Annotated in this window: 17 protein-coding genes and 1 pseudogene; 12 read left to right on the plus strand and 6 right to left on the minus strand. The window is 34.2% G+C overall.

The window, feature by feature from the left end:
- Positions 1-359: 359 nt before the first annotated feature.
- From CDG56_RS17595 to CDG56_RS13240, 8 genes and pseudogenes are all read left to right on the plus strand, one after another.
- Positions 360-422 (plus strand): annotated as a pseudogene (locus tag CDG56_RS17595) (hypothetical protein); the annotation flags it as partial.
- A gap of 246 nt (positions 423-668) precedes the next feature.
- Positions 669-1,814 (plus strand): Fic family protein, encoded by a 1,146-nt coding sequence (locus tag CDG56_RS13210; RefSeq protein ID WP_087548137.1) that lies wholly within the window; start codon positions 669-671, stop codon positions 1,812-1,814.
- Positions 1,815-1,825: 11 nt separating this feature from the next.
- Positions 1,826-2,500 (plus strand): hypothetical protein, encoded by a 675-nt coding sequence (locus CDG56_RS13215; RefSeq protein ID WP_087548138.1) that lies wholly within the window; start codon positions 1,826-1,828, stop codon positions 2,498-2,500.
- Between the two features lie 4 nt (positions 2,501-2,504).
- Complete coding sequence (locus CDG56_RS13220; RefSeq protein ID WP_087548139.1) at positions 2,505-3,464, plus strand: hypothetical protein; 960 nt, start codon at positions 2,505-2,507, stop codon at positions 3,462-3,464.
- A gap of 24 nt (positions 3,465-3,488) precedes the next feature.
- The gene (locus CDG56_RS13225; protein ID WP_087548140.1) at positions 3,489-3,683 is read left to right on the plus strand and encodes a hypothetical protein; all 195 of its coding nucleotides are present in this window, start codon (positions 3,489-3,491) and stop codon (positions 3,681-3,683) included.
- 164 nt (positions 3,684-3,847) lie between these two features.
- Positions 3,848-5,329 carry an Eco57I restriction-modification methylase domain-containing protein gene (locus tag CDG56_RS13230; protein WP_087548141.1) on the plus strand — a complete coding sequence of 494 codons (1,482 nt, stop codon included), beginning with the start codon at positions 3,848-3,850 and terminating at the stop codon, positions 5,327-5,329.
- Positions 5,322-6,266: a BsuBI/PstI family type II restriction endonuclease gene (locus tag CDG56_RS13235; protein WP_087548142.1), complete on the plus strand. Its 945-nt coding sequence runs from the start codon at positions 5,322-5,324 to the stop codon at positions 6,264-6,266. Before CDG56_RS13230 ends, CDG56_RS13235 begins: the two co-directional genes overlap by 8 nt.
- Positions 6,267-6,432: 166 nt before the next feature.
- Positions 6,433-8,322: an AAA family ATPase gene (locus CDG56_RS13240; protein ID WP_087548143.1), complete on the plus strand. Its 1,890-nt coding sequence runs from the start codon at positions 6,433-6,435 to the stop codon at positions 8,320-8,322.
- Positions 8,323-8,390: 68 nt separating this feature from the next.
- Here the strand turns inward: CDG56_RS13240 and CDG56_RS13245 are convergent, their stop codons facing one another.
- A complete protein-coding gene (locus tag CDG56_RS13245; protein WP_087548144.1) occupies positions 8,391-8,786 on the minus strand; it encodes a DUF6088 family protein in 396 nt (131 codons plus the stop codon).
- Positions 8,787-9,006: 220 nt separating this feature from the next.
- On the opposite strand from CDG56_RS13245, the gene CDG56_RS13250 reads away from it, so the two are divergent.
- From CDG56_RS13250 to CDG56_RS13260, 3 genes are all read left to right on the plus strand, one after another.
- The gene (locus CDG56_RS13250) at positions 9,007-9,588 is read left to right on the plus strand and encodes a DUF805 domain-containing protein (RefSeq protein WP_087548145.1); all 582 of its coding nucleotides are present in this window, start codon (positions 9,007-9,009) and stop codon (positions 9,586-9,588) included.
- Positions 9,589-9,657: 69 nt separating this feature from the next.
- Positions 9,658-9,870: a hypothetical protein gene (locus tag CDG56_RS13255; protein ID WP_087548146.1), complete on the plus strand. Its 213-nt coding sequence runs from the start codon at positions 9,658-9,660 to the stop codon at positions 9,868-9,870.
- A gap of 63 nt (positions 9,871-9,933) precedes the next feature.
- On the plus strand, positions 9,934-10,536 hold the full coding sequence (locus CDG56_RS13260; protein WP_227519068.1) for a hypothetical protein: 603 nt from the start codon (positions 9,934-9,936) through the stop codon (positions 10,534-10,536).
- Positions 10,537-10,578: 42 nt separating this feature from the next.
- Here CDG56_RS13260 and CDG56_RS13265 read toward each other — a convergent pair whose 3' ends face one another.
- From CDG56_RS13265 to CDG56_RS13285, 5 genes are all read right to left on the minus strand, one after another.
- Positions 10,579-11,067, minus strand: coding sequence for a hypothetical protein (locus CDG56_RS13265; RefSeq protein ID WP_087548148.1), 489 nt, complete (start codon positions 11,065-11,067; stop codon positions 10,579-10,581).
- An 84-nt stretch (positions 11,068-11,151) separates the two neighbouring features.
- Positions 11,152-11,589, minus strand: coding sequence for a hypothetical protein (locus tag CDG56_RS13270; RefSeq protein WP_087548149.1), 438 nt, complete (start codon positions 11,587-11,589; stop codon positions 11,152-11,154).
- 20 nt (positions 11,590-11,609) lie between these two features.
- On the minus strand, positions 11,610-12,146 hold the full coding sequence (locus CDG56_RS13275; RefSeq protein ID WP_087548150.1) for a hypothetical protein: 537 nt from the start codon (positions 12,144-12,146) through the stop codon (positions 11,610-11,612).
- 114 nt (positions 12,147-12,260) lie between these two features.
- Complete coding sequence (locus tag CDG56_RS13280) at positions 12,261-12,920, minus strand: HEPN domain-containing protein (protein ID WP_087548151.1); 660 nt, start codon at positions 12,918-12,920, stop codon at positions 12,261-12,263.
- Between the two features lie 77 nt (positions 12,921-12,997).
- A complete protein-coding gene (locus CDG56_RS13285) occupies positions 12,998-14,983 on the minus strand; it encodes a hypothetical protein (protein WP_087548152.1) in 1,986 nt (661 codons plus the stop codon).
- 114 nt (positions 14,984-15,097) lie between these two features.
- Between CDG56_RS13285 and CDG56_RS13290 the strand changes: the two genes are divergently transcribed.
- A protein-coding gene (locus CDG56_RS13290) for an IS3 family transposase (RefSeq protein WP_087548153.1) occupies positions 15,098-16,173 on the plus strand; the annotation gives its coding sequence in 2 pieces (ribosomal slippage) (positions 15,098-15,350 and positions 15,350-16,173; 1,077 coding nt in all).
- Positions 16,174-16,367 lie beyond the last annotated feature (194 nt).

A 16,367-nucleotide genomic window follows, 5' to 3' on the forward strand; every position in this document is an offset into this window, starting at 1 on the left:
TACCCCAACAAAACAAGGTGGCTTAACTAGAGCGGAATATCACTTATAAATACGCTTTTAGTTGTTCAAACAAGTGGGACCACCTCTCCTCGATCTTTTTTAAAGACCAGTACGCTAGTCAACAATTATTCTACTCTAATTAATTTCTATCAAATAACAAACTATGACATTTTTCAAATTTCATTTTTTTATTAAAACTGCTTTTCTGGGTTTAAAATAAGATTTCACTCACTATTGGCTCAATTCTTAGATATAAAAGCTGTACTTTTCCTTAGATGAGTTCCTGTTGACTCCCTATCAGTTAGACAATTAGACTTTCTATATTTTAATTTATTCAAAAATTTAAGGACTTAATACGCATGAACAGTGCTGAAATCATGGCTGACTTATCTTCCCACACCCCAATGATGCAGAAATACCTTTTCATTGATTTATAAAATAAATTTTTAACAAAATCTTGAAACCTACACAACAACCTACACTTTTTCAAAATCATTAAAACAGCCTACACCGCAACCGACCCACCATTTTTTATGCCCATCAAATAAGCAATCAGATTGAATCATTAAATGAGCTGAATCATAAATTTATTTGACTCATTTAATGAGTCAAATATACACTACAATCTACTCACTCCCATTCTTCACGCTTTCAGAGGATGACCAAATATGTATGATGACTGGATTTGGAAACAGCCTAACTGGACAACCTTTACATGGAAAGATGAAAATATTCTTCCACTCACCAGACACATTCATCAAAAAATTGGAATCCTGCTTGGACAAAGCCAGCATAACCCCGAAAAAGAATACCTTACATTAGATAACCTGATTGCCAATCTTGTCTCATCCTCAGCGATTGAAAATGAAACTCTGAATGTTTATTCGCTGCGTTCATCTTTAGCAAGGCATTTAGGTGTGTCACTAGACCAACCATACCCCAGTTCTGAACGTTCAGATGGTCTAGCCAATATCATGCTGGACGCTTTAAATAATTTTGAACAAGACTTATCTGTTGAAAGATTATTTCAGTGGCATCAATGGTTATTTAATGAAACTGACTGGACCATGCAACGTATTCGAATTGGGCAATTACGTGGACATGAACCCATGCAGGTTGTCTCTGGGCGGATAGATTACCCTACTGTGCATTTTGAAGCTCCGCCACGAGATGGTTTAGAGCAATGTTTGGAGGAGTTTATTCAATGGTTTAATACCAGCAGGACCAATACCCTGCTTGACCCACTGATTCGGGCTGGAATTACTCACCTATGGTTTGTGACACTACATCCTTTTGATGATGGGAATGGACGTATTACCCGTATATTGACTGACTTGGCTTTAGCCCAAATGGATCAGCAGAGTATCCGCCTATATGCTATGTCACCTGTCATTCTGAATAAGCGTAAAAGCTATTATGAAATTCTTGAAGCGACTCAAAAAGGTGGTTCTGATATTACGGATTGGTTACTTTGGTTTCTACAGACACTCAATGAAAGCCTTGAGCAGACATTAAAGCGTATTGAAAGAACACTCCTAAAAAGTACATTTTGGCAGACCTTTTCAGAAATGGATTTACATGAGGGACGGCGTAAGGTTTTAAATCGACTGCTTGATGGTGGAGAGAATGGCTTTGAGCATGGAATCAGTGCTTCACAATATCAAAAAGTGGCTAAAGTCAGCCGAGCTACTGCAACTCGTCATTTAACTGATTTATTGGAAAAAGGCTGTATTGTGAAGCTTGAGGGTGGCGGGAGGAATACGAGGTATCAAGTTATGCAACTAAACTCAGCCAATTTAAAGAATCAATCTTAGAATATTTTTATATGAACTTGCACACACAATTAGAAATTAATGGCTACGTTTTCTTTCCTAAATGGATGCCTGAAACTTCTACTATAAATATAGCCAAGCTTTGTGGAGAAATATTCTCATTTTCAACTGTTTTAGGCTATCAAACCATTCCTGATACACAACAATTGAAACCTAAAGAAAAAGATTATCAATGTAATACCTACAGTGGTCATTTTGGTTTAGATAATTTTCCTTTACATACAGATTTAGCTCATTGGCATACTCCACCACGCTACCTCATGTTACGTTGTATTCAGGGCAGTAAATCAGTCAAAACACATATTTTACCTTTCAACAATATTTTAGATAATCTACAAAAATTATCAGCTAATAAAGCTATATTCTCAACAAGGCCTAATCCTAATGGAACTACAATTCTTTTACCAATGACTTTTCATTCCGATAAAACTATTATCGCCTATCGTTGGGATTCTATATTTCTATTGCCAGTCAACTCAGCAGCAAAAGACATTCAAAATTACTTTAAAAGTATGAATTTCAAAGACCAGATACAAGATTTTGAATTACTACATGCAGGAGATACTTTAATCATCGATAATTTTAAAAATTTACATGGTCGATCTGAAGTAGTTCATTTAGAATCAACTAGAATAATTGAACGTATTTATCTTAATAAAGTGTATTAACCTAATGGATTTGACAGTTAACAGTGCTTGGAACGTAGACTCTCTTTACGCAAAAGCTCAGCTCTACATAGAACAAATGGAAAAAAATGATCCCAATGATTGGCAATTTGGGCTTTGGTCAACATTTTCACTAGAATTCTTATTAAGAGCAGCCTTAGCGAATATTTCTCCAACCTTATTAGCCGATGCTAAGAATTGGAGAAATTTAACATACTCTTTAGGGCATCCATCCACTAAAATAGCATTTAGTCCTGTATCTATCTCAACTAAAGAAGTACTTGATCGTTTATCAGAATTAATGCCTGAGTTTAATAAAGAAGTCTTAGGATTCTGCTCTCATCATATTACAAAAAGAAATGCCGAATTACATTCAGGTGATCCCATATTTGCAAGAAATAAAACAACTGATTGGCTTCCTAAATATTACCAAGCTGCTGATATTCTATTAAAGTCAATCAATAGAAGTATTTCAGATGTTTTTGGAAATTCTGCTTATGTTGAATCTTTAATTGTTTCCCTAAAAGATGAAGCTGCAAAATCAGTTAAAAATGATATTGCAGCATTTTCCAAAGTATGGCTAAGTAAATCGGATGAAGAAAAAGAAAAGCTAAAATTACAAGCTACCACTTGGGCTATTAAACAAGTAGGTCATCGAGTAGAATGCCCCGCGTGTACTATCACAGCTATTTTATATGGCTCGCCTATTGGAAATGTCACAACAGATATCAATGAAGATGAAGTTATTCAATATCAATTTATGTCACCAACTTCATTTGAATGTATAGCTTGTGGTCTTAAAATATTCGGTTACTCAAAACTTTCTGTATGTGGCTTAGGTGAACCATTTAAAAATACGACTACTTTCACACCTGCGGAATATTTTGAACTTTATACAGAAGATGATTTACATGAAGCCAAAGCAGAAGTTGAACAACGTTATTTTCAGCCAGATTTTAATGAGTAATTTTTACAAAGAAAGAGGAAAATCATGAAAACTGTTTCGGAAATCACTAAAGCGGTCGAAACCCAAAATGCTATTATTTACATTGATTCTGCAATAGTACAAATTGAAACAATTTTGAAAAATATGGATAATCAAGACATGAAAATCATGATACAACACCATCTAACTACTATGCATGAGTGTATTAAAACTCTTGAGAAACATGTTTTAGATCAGTAATCCTATCCAATTCGTGAATGATTTGAAAACTTCTTTTAATTCAATGAAGCATAGCATTATTCGTTATTAACGACACAAATTGACGTACTTGACCAAAAATACCAATAGTTCATTTCAATCAATGATAGACTACTCAAAACTGCATCGACTTTTATACTCATTTCATGAATAGCGTACTTACGAATATTGACCAGATTCGACAGTCATACTCCACACAGACCACTTCCCAGCACAAAGCAAGCTTGGGCCAATATTTTACGCCCACTGAAATTGCCGTTTTTATGGCATCATTATTTGAGCTTAAAAACAAAGGACAGTACAAAGTTTTAGATGCAGGAGCAGGTATCGGTTGCCTAAGTAGTGCTTTGCTCCAAAGGATTCAAAACACCTACCCTCATAGTGCTTATGATGTAACTACAGTAGAATTAGATCAACAACTCATTACTACACTTCAACATAATTTAGAAATGTTTGAGCCAGCAAAACTTGAAGTTTGTAATGAAAACTTTATAGATTTTGCCTTTCAAAGTCTTTTGGAAAAAAGACAGTTTTATGACCTCATTATTCTTAATCCACCCTATAAAAAAATTAATGCCAAATCTAAAGAGCGTTTATTATTACGGAAATTAGGAATTGAGGTTGTCAATCTCTATGCAGCTTTTGTTGCCTTGAGCTTGGAATTGCTGACAGATCAAGGTGAACTTGTTGTCATTTTACCTCGTAGCTTCTGTAATGGCACTTACTTTAAACCCTTTAGAGAGTTCGTTTTAGAACGCTCAGTAATTAAAACCATTCATACTTTTGAATCTCGACAAGATATTTTCCAAGATGAAAGCATCTTACAAGAAAATATCATTCTGCATTTACAGAAAAGTTCTACTCAAAATAATGACGTGTGTGTAAGTCATTCTATTAATTCCAGTTTTAAAAACTTAAAAAAAGAATCTTATCCATTTTCTAAAATTGTATATCCTGATGATAAGGATAAATTTATTCATATCCCCGCCACAGCTCAATCTGATACTCAACTCAACCACCTATTTTCTTCCAGTTTGGAAGAATTAGGTTTACAAGTCTCTACAGGTCCAGTTGTAGATTTCAGGGCCAAAGAAGAACTATGTTTTGATCTTCCTAAAGAGCAGCATGTTCCCCTATTTTACCCTAGCCACTTTGATGGTATTTCATCTCTGGTCTGGACAAATCCTCAGCATAAAAAACCGAACGCTCTTATGCTCAATGAGCATACGACAAAAATGGTTTACCAAGCAGGCTACTATTGTGTTGTTAGGCGTTTTTCACCAAAGGAACAAAAGCATCGTATAGTTGCTCATTTCCTTGATCGAAGCTTATTAACAGATTATTCATATTTCGCTTTTGAAAACCACCTCAACGTTTTTCATATCAAGAAAGGGGGCTTAAATGCTGAAATTGCACTAGGTCTAACTATTTATCTAAATAGCAACATCGTAGACCAATATTTCCGCCAGTTTAGCGGCCATACACAAATTAATGTCGGTGATCTAAAAAAACTTCCCTACCCTAATCTTGAACAGTTAAAAGCATTGGGATTATGGGCAAAAGAATACAAGCAAATACAGCAAGATCAAATTGATCGGAGAGTTATGGAGTTAGTTCAAAATGTCTGAAAGCCATCAATATATTTCTGATGCAATCTCTATTTTAAAACAATTGGGCTTTCCATCTAAACAACAGCAAGAACGTTCAGCCTTAACACTTTTGGCTCTTTTAGATTTACGGCCTGATGGAAACTGGCAAGATTTACAGTCTCCCCTTATGGGTGTCACACCAATCATGGACTGGATGAATTTACACTATCAAAAGCAATATGCACCAAATTCCCGTGAAACAGTAAGAAGACAAACTTTACATCAGTTCGTCAGTGCTGGATTGATTCTTTATAATCCAGATGAACCTAATCGGCCAGTGAATAGTGGTAAAACTGTTTACCAGATCGAACCTAGTGCCAAAGCCTTGTTGCAGAATTTTGGTACAGAGCAATGGGAAAATAACCTTGAAAAATATTTAGCAGATCGAGATACATTGGTTTCTAAATATGCAAAAGAAAGAGAACATTTATTAGTTCCTGTACAGATTGATAGTAATACTGAAATTCTTCTTACGCCAGGTGCTCACAGCGAGTTAATCAAAAAGATCATTGAGGACTTTGCACCTCGATTTGCCCCTAATTCGACGCTAATCTATGCTGGTGATACAGGCTCAAAAGTTGGACATTTTAATGAGGCTCTATTGGCAGATTTAGGTGTGACAATTAACAAACACGGTAAAATGCCAGATGTCGTTCTGTACTTTTCTGAAAAAGATTGGCTAATTCTCATTGAATCAGTCACCAGTCATGGTCCTGTAGATGGCAAACGCCATGAGGAACTGGCTCAGTTATTTGAAAATTCATCTGCTGGTTTAGTTTATGTCACAGCCTTTCCTGACCGTGTCATTATGCGGAAATATTTAGGTGATATTGCTTGGGAAACAGAAGTCTGGGTTGCGGATGCCCCCACGCATTTAATTCATTTTAATGGTATACGGTTTTTAGGGCCTTATTGAAGAATACAAAATACTAGCCTATGGACTATTTAATGAAGCCTGAAATACTAATTTATGCAGAGGTTTTATCTTAAAAAGGAAAAATTGATATGGATAAAACACACTTTTTCAATCCAATATATTCAATATCAAACACATAAATTAACCAAAAACTCAAAGAGATATCATGAACGAAAAACTATATTATTGGGCAGAAAATTTAGAAAATTATTCTTCTATTAATGAAACAGGATATGATCAAGTTATAGAAATAAAGCGATTAAATTTCTTTATTGGTAAAAACAATGCAGGAAAAAGTCGTTTTTTAAGATCATTTTTTACTTCTAAAAAAAATATTAAAGATAATAATTTTTACGATGCAACATCAGAAATAAGTATTTTAAAGAAATTAGTGGAAAATGAACCCAAAAATATTTGGATGGGTAATAGTAGTACTTCTTCATATAAAAATGAATTGCTCGGCTATTTTAATGAAATTATTACAACTCCCAAATTCCCTCGCAGTCAATATAAAGAGGTTTTTTTAAACTGTTTCGCTAAAATAAAACCATTTCGCTTTGAAAAAAAAGATGATTTAACCAAGAAGATTGTCGAAATCGAAAATAATATTATAAATAATGACTCATCACTTTTAACAGAAACCAATAAGAAATATATTCCTGTATTACGTGGAATGCGACCAGTATCAGATATAGAGAATAAGCAGCCATATATAGAACGTGCCCAAAAAGACTACTTTCATGATGATCAACAATTCAATTCCTCCAATATTATTACAGGAGAATGTTTATATCATGAGTTGAAAGTTCATTTGCTTGGAGAGCCTGAGCAACGTGATTTAATAAAAAAATATGAAGAAAAATTAAGCCAATACTTCTTTGATAATGAGCATGTTTCACTCATACCCAAACATGATCAAGATGTTGTAAATATTAAAATAGGATCTGATAAACAGTTTCCTATTTCACAACTTGGAGATGGTCTACAACAAGCTATCATATTGACCTATGAAGCTTATATGAAAAGAATAGATAAAGATGGCAATGACCAAATCTACGCATTTTTTATAGAAGAGCCTGAACTACATATGCATGCAGGCATGGTTCGCCAATTAATGAATTTCTATTTAAATGAGACCAATCACTTTTATTTTTTCACAACCCACTCAAACCACCTTTTAGATATGGCTGATGAATCTGATCAAGTAATAATTCAAAAATTTATTAAACAGCCTAAAGAAAATAATCCAAAAGAATTTGAGTTTAAAATTTATCGCTGTGGTCGTGATAGAGACCTGCTTGCTTCTTTGGGAGTCAGACCATCATCTATATATTTAGCCAATTGCACTATTTGGGTAGAGGGTATTACAGATCGCCTATATATCACTAAATATATGGAAAAATATCTTAATAAGTTAGAATTTTCCAACCCTGAAATATATAAAAAATACCGCCGTTTTATGCCAAATTATCACTATGCCTTTGTTGAGTATGCTGGTAGTAATTTAACACATTGGTCATTTGACGATCACCATGCCAACCATTTAGATGATAGAGGGTTAAGTGCTAAAGCAATAGCAAGTGAAATGCTATTAATTGCTGATGGTGATATTAGGAGTAAAGGTGATCGTGTCAAAATATTAAAATCCGAACTAAAAGCTGAAAATTATTTTATTTTAAAGTGCAAAGAAACTGAAAATACCTTACCTAAAGACTCCATTATCCGTGTAGCAAAGTCTAGGTTTTCTCGCATGAATAACAAAACTAAGGTAAGTTACGATATTTCACTTATCAATAATATTAAAGATGAAAATTATTTCGATCATCCAGATAATGGAATCGGAAAGCTAATAGATATACAAATCAAAAAGGCTTCTTCAAAAACGACAAAACCTGCTTTTGCTGATGGTACAGGAGTTGGAACCATTAAATCTAAATTAGAGTTTTGTCGAGAAATCATTAAAGACTTTGATGAAAACCCAAACTGGCAATTAACTCCAAAAGCAATAGAACTTTGTGAACGAGTTTTTCAACATATAGAAAGATGTAATAGTTGAATATTACTCTTTAGATCATCATAAACTCTATGAATTTAATGAAATTATTCAAAAATATATTTTTTAGATCAAGCATTGATTTGCTTACGTCCCGCAGATAATTGACGTGTAAAACGACGTGGTGTTTCAATTTGCATTGGTGGCGGAATTTGGTTTGATCTACCTTCTAAATATGCAGCCGTAGCTTTCCCAAAAGTATATTTTACCCCTAATCGCTCCAATGCTTCCAGAATTACCCCATCCGCACCGACTGGACAGGCAGGCATAAGTTTTCCTGTGATGAAATTAATTTTTGCTTTAGTGTAGAGACCATAACCGACTTTAAGCAGTTTTTCGTCCTGAACCAGTTCACGTAAAGCACGTCCAACTTGATCATAATTGGCAATGTCACTAAAGTCCTGACGCATAAAAACATAATTTTCTGCATCTTGGATACGTTTAAGAATTTTGTCTTTAATGGTCATCATACTCTCCAATAACTATCGTTATCGTCTTGTTGAAGTATAGCAAAAATACGACATTGGGTCGAGCAAACATACGACATCCAAATTAGATAAAATCGCTGCATAAATATTTTTCTAAAATTTTTATTTATTTTTCAACAAGGGACATCACCTGTCCCACTGCCCCTGCATCATAGCTCTACAAAACAAGAAAACTAAACTTGTTCAATACGGAGCTATTATGAAAGGTACAATTCTTGATTTTTCGATTCAGACCAATACAGGCATTATCTCTGGGGATGACCAAAATCGCTATACATTCTTAGGCAGTGAATGGAAAGACGCTTCCTCACCGCAACGTGGCGTTAAGGTTGATTTTGACCTAAATGCTACAGGTCAAGCTGTTGGTGTATATAAAGCTCTCGGTAGCAGCACAAATATAGGCGTTGCTGATCTCGTTAATACGGACCAAAGTGAAGAGAAATATTCAGGTTTCCATTGGTTTGTAAAATGTCTAAAAAACTATGTCAATTTTAATGGTCGTGCCAGACGTAAAGAGTTCTGGTTTTTCAACCTCGTTTATTTTGGTTTATTACTGATTATCTCAGGTCTTTTCGGCTCACAAAGTCCTTTGCTTATTCTACTGCTACTCAGCATGTTCTTACCTGCTCTTGCGGTATCGACCAGACGTTTACACGATATTGGAAAATCTGGCTGGTGGTATCTGATTAGTTTCACAGGGATTGGTTATTTTTTATTAATCTTCTGGTGGGCAACAGAGGGAGATAACCACAGCAATCAATATGGTGAACCCACTAAATAATCACAAATAACGCCAATATTTTCCCATAAGGAGGTATTGGCGTAAGGGCTATATCTTAAAGGTGAATCTATGGCTTTTATCATTTTACTGTTCTTTTCAGTACTCATTGCTTTGTATGCCAATCGTCAAGGTCGATCTTTTTTATTCTGGTTTTTGGTATCAGCAATATTTACACCTTTTATTTGTTTTATCGCTCTACTCATCGTTTCACGATTAGCTCCCCTACCTTTACGGCAACATGACCCACGTGTCATTAAAACCATTCATTATCCCAAAAACTAAATATTCACCAATGTCCTATATCCTGACATTTACAAGATATAGGTCATTTTAATGGAATCCTATATGAAGCCTTTTATTTTAACTCTAGCACTACTCAGCAGTGCGTCTCTCTTAACTGCCTGTGACAACATTAAAAAAGTTCTGCCACACGCTGAAAATGAAAAATCTGAACAACCAGTTAAAGCTCAAGCTGAAGAAAAGGTAATTCAGAATAAATCCTCTTTTCAGGGCATTGAAACTTTGGTTGACAATAAAGTTGCTGAATCGATTAAATTCTTAAATGAAGAATCTCGACGTTCTGCTTCTGATGATGATTATTATAAATATGGCTTAAATTCAAAAAATATTATTAAGTCCGATTTAAATAGTGATGGAAAAACAGATTATGTTGTAGAAGCCAGTTTCTGTGAAGAAACGAGTTGTCATGCAACAACCATGAGCTATGAAGTTTTTATTTTTACCACCGATCAACAAGGTCAGATCAACTTTATTACTGATCATAATCTTGGTCTAAGTGCCAAAGTCACCAATATTAGTAAAGATGGTATTATTACAATTGAAAACCACGAATATACAGAAGATGATCCCTCTTGCTGCCCATCCATTGTGAATACTCAATCCTATGCCTTGGTTGGCAAAAAATTAGCTCTGCTGGCTAATCAATAGTTCCATAGAGAGAAACGCCAAAATTGGCGTTTCTTTTTTTCATTATATGTCAAATTTCCAGTTACCCAGATTAGTATTAATCTGAACCTCAATAATTTTATCTAAAGCACAATTATTAATATATCCAGTATAAGTACGACCAAAACTCAAAGTAACGGGCATTTTAATTGAATTATCAATTGCACTACATTGTCCCCGATTTAAAATAACCTGATTAATCGTTACCTGATCAGTGGTTGCCTGCACTTCAATTTTTCCTAAACCATATTCTGCATAGGCAGAATTCAATTTTAGTTCAATTCGTACAGGCGCTTCTTCGGGAATTTGAGGTGTTTCAATTTCCTCTACACTTTGTTCATTTTCATAACGGGTTAAGCCGTCTGCACTATATTGATCATCGGTATCATTAACAGGTTGTGTTTCCTGAATCATTTCAGCCTTTTCAGTGGAATCTACATTGGGCTTATTGTTTGAGGCATCCTGACACCCAGCGATAAGCAACAGACTCCCGATAAGATAGTATAATCTCATTAAATAACCTTTTATTTTAAATGAAAATTCAAGTTCTTATTTCGAAAAAATAAAATAAGAACCCAGAGAAAGATAAAACTAGGATTACATTTCAGGACGAAGTTTGATGCCCTGAATTTTACTGATTATTTTTTTATTAGTGGCACATTCAACTGTGGCAAGTAATTTGTCGTTATTAGAAACCTCAACACCAGCCGTATATTGCTGAGACATTTTGTCCAGGCTGTCATTGACCCGATATATGGTTTTTCCATTCGGAATATTAATCGCATAATTCTCATAGCGCCCAATGCCCTCCCATTGATAGGTGGTGACTTTATTGCGAGGAACTGTAATCGCCAACTCTGGTGTAGCATTTGCCTTACCAAATGAATAGCTGATGGTATTGCCAGCATCACAGACCTCAATCACTTTGTTATTGGTCGTTGTACAGTTGAATACCGTTTTGCTCTGGCTTGGGCACGCTGCGAATAATGAATGGCTACAGACAGCAACAGTAAATCCGATGATTAATTTTTTCATTTTAGAGTCCTTTAAGTTTCTTATTGATCGTGGCAATATTTTTGTTCACCAAATGGTTCATCATCGCCCAAGCTGAGTGCTGATACTTTTTGGCTTTTTAATTGCTTGGTTGTTATGTCCCCACCCCAAGTATTAAAAATCAGATTGATTGAACCCTCTGGACCACTTCTCACAACATAGTCTGCAATTGCACCCTCACCCCAGCCCTCATGGTAGCAACCGTATTTAAGCTTTTTTTCAATGGTGCTAATGCTTTCTTTATTAAGGAAAATCTTAATACCATCTGTATATAAATAATCAGTAGGCACGTTTCCACTTAATGTTGCATTACTTAAGCCATATTGATCAAAACGAGCTGCGATCTTATTGCCATTTTTTAGCTTCCAGATAACAAAGTCAGAATTTTTTTCTGTAGGTTTACCCAGTTTGCTTGTAACCGTTTTTAGTGAATCACCGACTGTAAGCTTTACCCCATTTGCAGAAATAAAGTCATCTGCAAAAACAGATGTAGTTGCAGCAAGTAAACTTGCCAGTAAAATAGATTTTGATAATTTCATTGAATAAGCCCCTTATTAAATTATCGTTTTGATAAGGCTTTATTATTCAATATGGAGTGGACAGGTTGTGTCCCTATCCTTATAAAATTTAAAAATATTTTTACAAGGCATCAATTAGACCTTAACTACAGGATAAAATGGTTTACCCCATGTTTTATCATGTGGATAATTAAGCATTACCACTAACATTTCAGGAATAATTGTTGATAAAATATTGCAAGCATCTTCAAGCTGATTGCGATTAACCGTACTATTAAATGTCGCACCACCGTGAATAATCTGATTACGCAATGTATAAAGATGATTAAATACAGAAAGTAATACTGTATCAGTATCTTTACGTGTTAAAGCATCTAAGGCTTTTTTCCTATTTTTTGTGAAATCGTTTAACCAAGCATCCTCTGAAATTAGACCATTGTGATAATCCCAGAAAGGCTGAAAGGTAAATTGGTTATCAAGTAAAAATCGAATGCTCCCTGAAAAAGTAGTCCAGACCGCATGATAAATTTTTTGCTTTTTATCCAGACCACAGATACGTTGAATAAAGTTTACGAAAGCTCCCCTATCAGTAGAACGCAAACCTGCACCTAAGTCTTTAGCATAAGCTGCGTTAAATCCAATCCATAGATAAATAAATTGAGAATCAATATCATGCTCTTGTCGAGCTTGTTCAGCACGTTGTAACCAACTTAATGAGCGATGTACTCGTAAGCGAAAGTCCTCATTGAATGTTTCACGATTTTGTCTAAATGTATTTTGAATATCCAATAACATATAACATTTCATCCAGATTAAAAACTTATTTACTTTAAATAATCACCAAAATAATAAATATAGAAATTTAATTACCCTTAACAATCTATTGGCTTAAAAATATAAAAACCAGAATCATTAATTAGATCACGATTATAGAAAACAGTTAATGATTCGTTTTCCAATGTAACAATTGTCGTTAAAGCCTTATACCATTCTGGTGGAATATTTGTTGTTAATATCTTATAAATAGCCCCATACAACTCTGGACGAACAGATTTATTAATTGTTGCATAATGCAACGGAGATGCTACAGTAAATTCATTCTTACTAATTGGTAAAAATAAATAGTTCCTTAACATATCAATTTTATCATTTTCACTAAAGATTAAAGATGGTAAACCTGCCGCAAGATTAGTATTGATTCGACCCACAATATAGGGCTGATTAACTTCATATTTTTTAATTAAATTTTCAACATACTCCCAATCATCTAAAATTGATATATTTTTTATATTACACTCTAATGAACAAGTTAGAGCATTACATACAGCAGAATTATAAATCTTATATAGATCATTATAGCTTTGTTTATCGAAAAAAATCATAGCAAATTCTAATAATTGTCTTACCCCTAGCAAACTTGTATCCCCTGCCACATTATGAGCTAATGAAGAAAACTCATCCCATTTTTTTCTATTGATTTTTTTGGATAAAAATTTAGTATTAAATTGATGAGAAAGTGAGATCCCAACCACCTGATCATTAAAACTTTCTCCAATGAACTCAGCGATATCTTTACGTATTTTTTCCTCTGCCCCAATAACTCTTACTAAAGGTTCATCAAAACCTGATATCACACAATTCCTACTATTTCCAACCATATCCTGAACATTTACTTTATTTTGTGATGCTGCTTTCAGCTTTTGGTTAAGTTTATCAATAGCTAAAGATAATTGTATTGGTTGTCTATTACTTCTCAAATATAAATCATCTTGAAACTTACAATAATTTATTTCAGACTCATCTTCTAATTTTTCAACCATAACTTTAGTTATATCTTTATGATATACCAAGCATTCCAAACCAGCATAATAAAAGGGCAGCTCTTTACAGTTATTAAGTAAAAGTTCATAATTATATTTATTCACAATATCCTTATCTTGCAAGGATATTTTTAATTTTGACCCCTCCTCAAAATAAGTATTATTATCTTTGTATTCTACAGCTCTTTTAATTTCACAATCATGATCAGCTTCTTGAAAGGAAGCAATACTAGACATAGTATTTTTTAATATATCTTCTTCCTGTCTCTTGAAAGCCTGTTGCTCACCTTTTCTCAATTTTGACAATATTTTCTGCAAAACTCTAAAGAACTTCTTTTGAGTCAATAATATAACATCTTTATCTTCTATAAAATTATTTAATTCCCCAAAAACAAACTTAAAGCCATCTATCAATATTAAAGTATTTGGCATATCATTCCAAGATTTTATTTTTCCTTTAATTTCAGAAACAAAACCATTTTCTCGCTTATTAGAATTCAATAAAATTTGAATATTTTTCATTTCAAGCTTCAATATTATTTTTTTAGCATCATTTAAATTATTTTCGTTAACTACTATATATTTATAAATTTCATAATTAAGAGAATTTAAAAATAAAATATCACTTTCCATATACTCAAAATCAGATATAAACCAAATAATAAATTCTGAAAAATTTAATTTAACACCTACAGTTAATAAATTATCTTCTTCATAACCATTAATTTTTTTAATTACGATATTATCCCATCTAAATTTAGGACACTGAATTAATTGTGAATTAAGTAATTCTAGAGTTTGACTTTTATTATCATGTAAAAAGTAACAAGAATGAATTGCTTCTGTAACATAAGCATCTTGTTGTTCACCCAATAATTCACTGATAAATTTTGATCTATCTATATCAGACCGCCCAGCTACACCAACTACAACTTTATTTACCAAATTAGGAAATAAACAATATTCTATTAAAACCTCCCAGCTTAAAGATAGTTTTTTCAGCAAGTTAGTAGACTCTAATAGTTCATTTTTATTCACAATTTTAGGTAAATCATTATGAATAATTTCATACAGCTCATTTGGTAATCCCCCCTAAAAATAAAAGGATGTAAAAGTAGAATTTTCTCTTAAGATCAAAGCAGGAGATTCTGCATGAAAACATCTAAATTTACTGACAGTCAGATTATGTCTATTTTGAAACAAGCGGAGTCTGGCACGCCTGTTGCCACCCTTTGCCGTGAACATGGTATGAGTAATGCGACTTTTTACAAATGGCGGGCTAAATATGGCGGCATGGATGCCTCATTAATTACTCGATTGAAAGAACTAGAAGCCGAAAATGCCAAGCTAAAAAAGATGTATGCTGAAGAGCGGCTTAAAGCTGAAATCATTCAGGAAGCCATGTCAAAAAAGTGGTAAAGCCATCTTGTCGTCGTCAGATGGCACAACAAGCCGTTGGTGATCATGCCGTCAGTATTCGTTTGGCCTGCCGTGCATTTAGTATCAGTGAAACCTGCTACCGTTATCAGTCCAAATTGAACGATGACAATGCACTGATTGCAGAACAATTGATTGAACTCACCGAAGAAAATACAGATTGGGGCTTCGGGCTATGCTTCTCTTATCTACGCCATGTTGAGAAGTGTGGTTGGAATCATAAGCGTGTTTACCGTATTTACTGTGAGCTGGCATTGAATCTGCGGATCAAACCAAGAAGACGATTAAAACGACATGTACCTGAACCATTGAAGGAACCAACTCATCCAAATCAAGTATGGTCATTGGATTTTATGCATGATCAGTTAAGTGATGGACGAAGTTACCGTTTGCTTAACGTAATTGACGACTATCGACGTGAGGGTTTAGTGATTGAAGCAGGTTTTTCACTGCCTGCACTGCGCGTCATTCGTACACTTAACCAATTGCTCGAATGGAGAGACAAACCGCTTGTGATTCGCTGCGACAATGGACCTGAATTTATCAGCCACGAATTCGTACGTTGGGCAGCTGAGCATGGTATCCGTATTGAATATATTCAACCAGGCAAGCCACAACAAAATGCTTATATCGAACGATACAATCGTACAATGCGTTATAGTTGGGTGAGCAAACATTTGTTCGATACATTGGAGCAAGTACAAGATTATGCAACACAGTGGTTGTGGCACTACAATCATGAACGACCACATCAAGCTAACGGAGGCAAACCACCTTTGATGGCTGCTTAACCTCTACTTTTAAATTCAGTTATTTATGGGAGGATTACCATGGAAACGTAAATATTGATAAGCAAAAATTTGGTGAAGTTTATTTCAATAGTAATATACCTATTTTCAATGAATATCAAGATTTTTGGTGGAAGTTAATTGGAGTTTCAATTCAATCTGTAAAATTCAAATCGCTATACGATGATATGCTAATA

The sequence above is a fragment of the Acinetobacter sp. WCHA39 genome (assembly GCF_002165385.1).
GTDB lineage: Bacteria > Pseudomonadota > Gammaproteobacteria > Pseudomonadales > Moraxellaceae > Acinetobacter.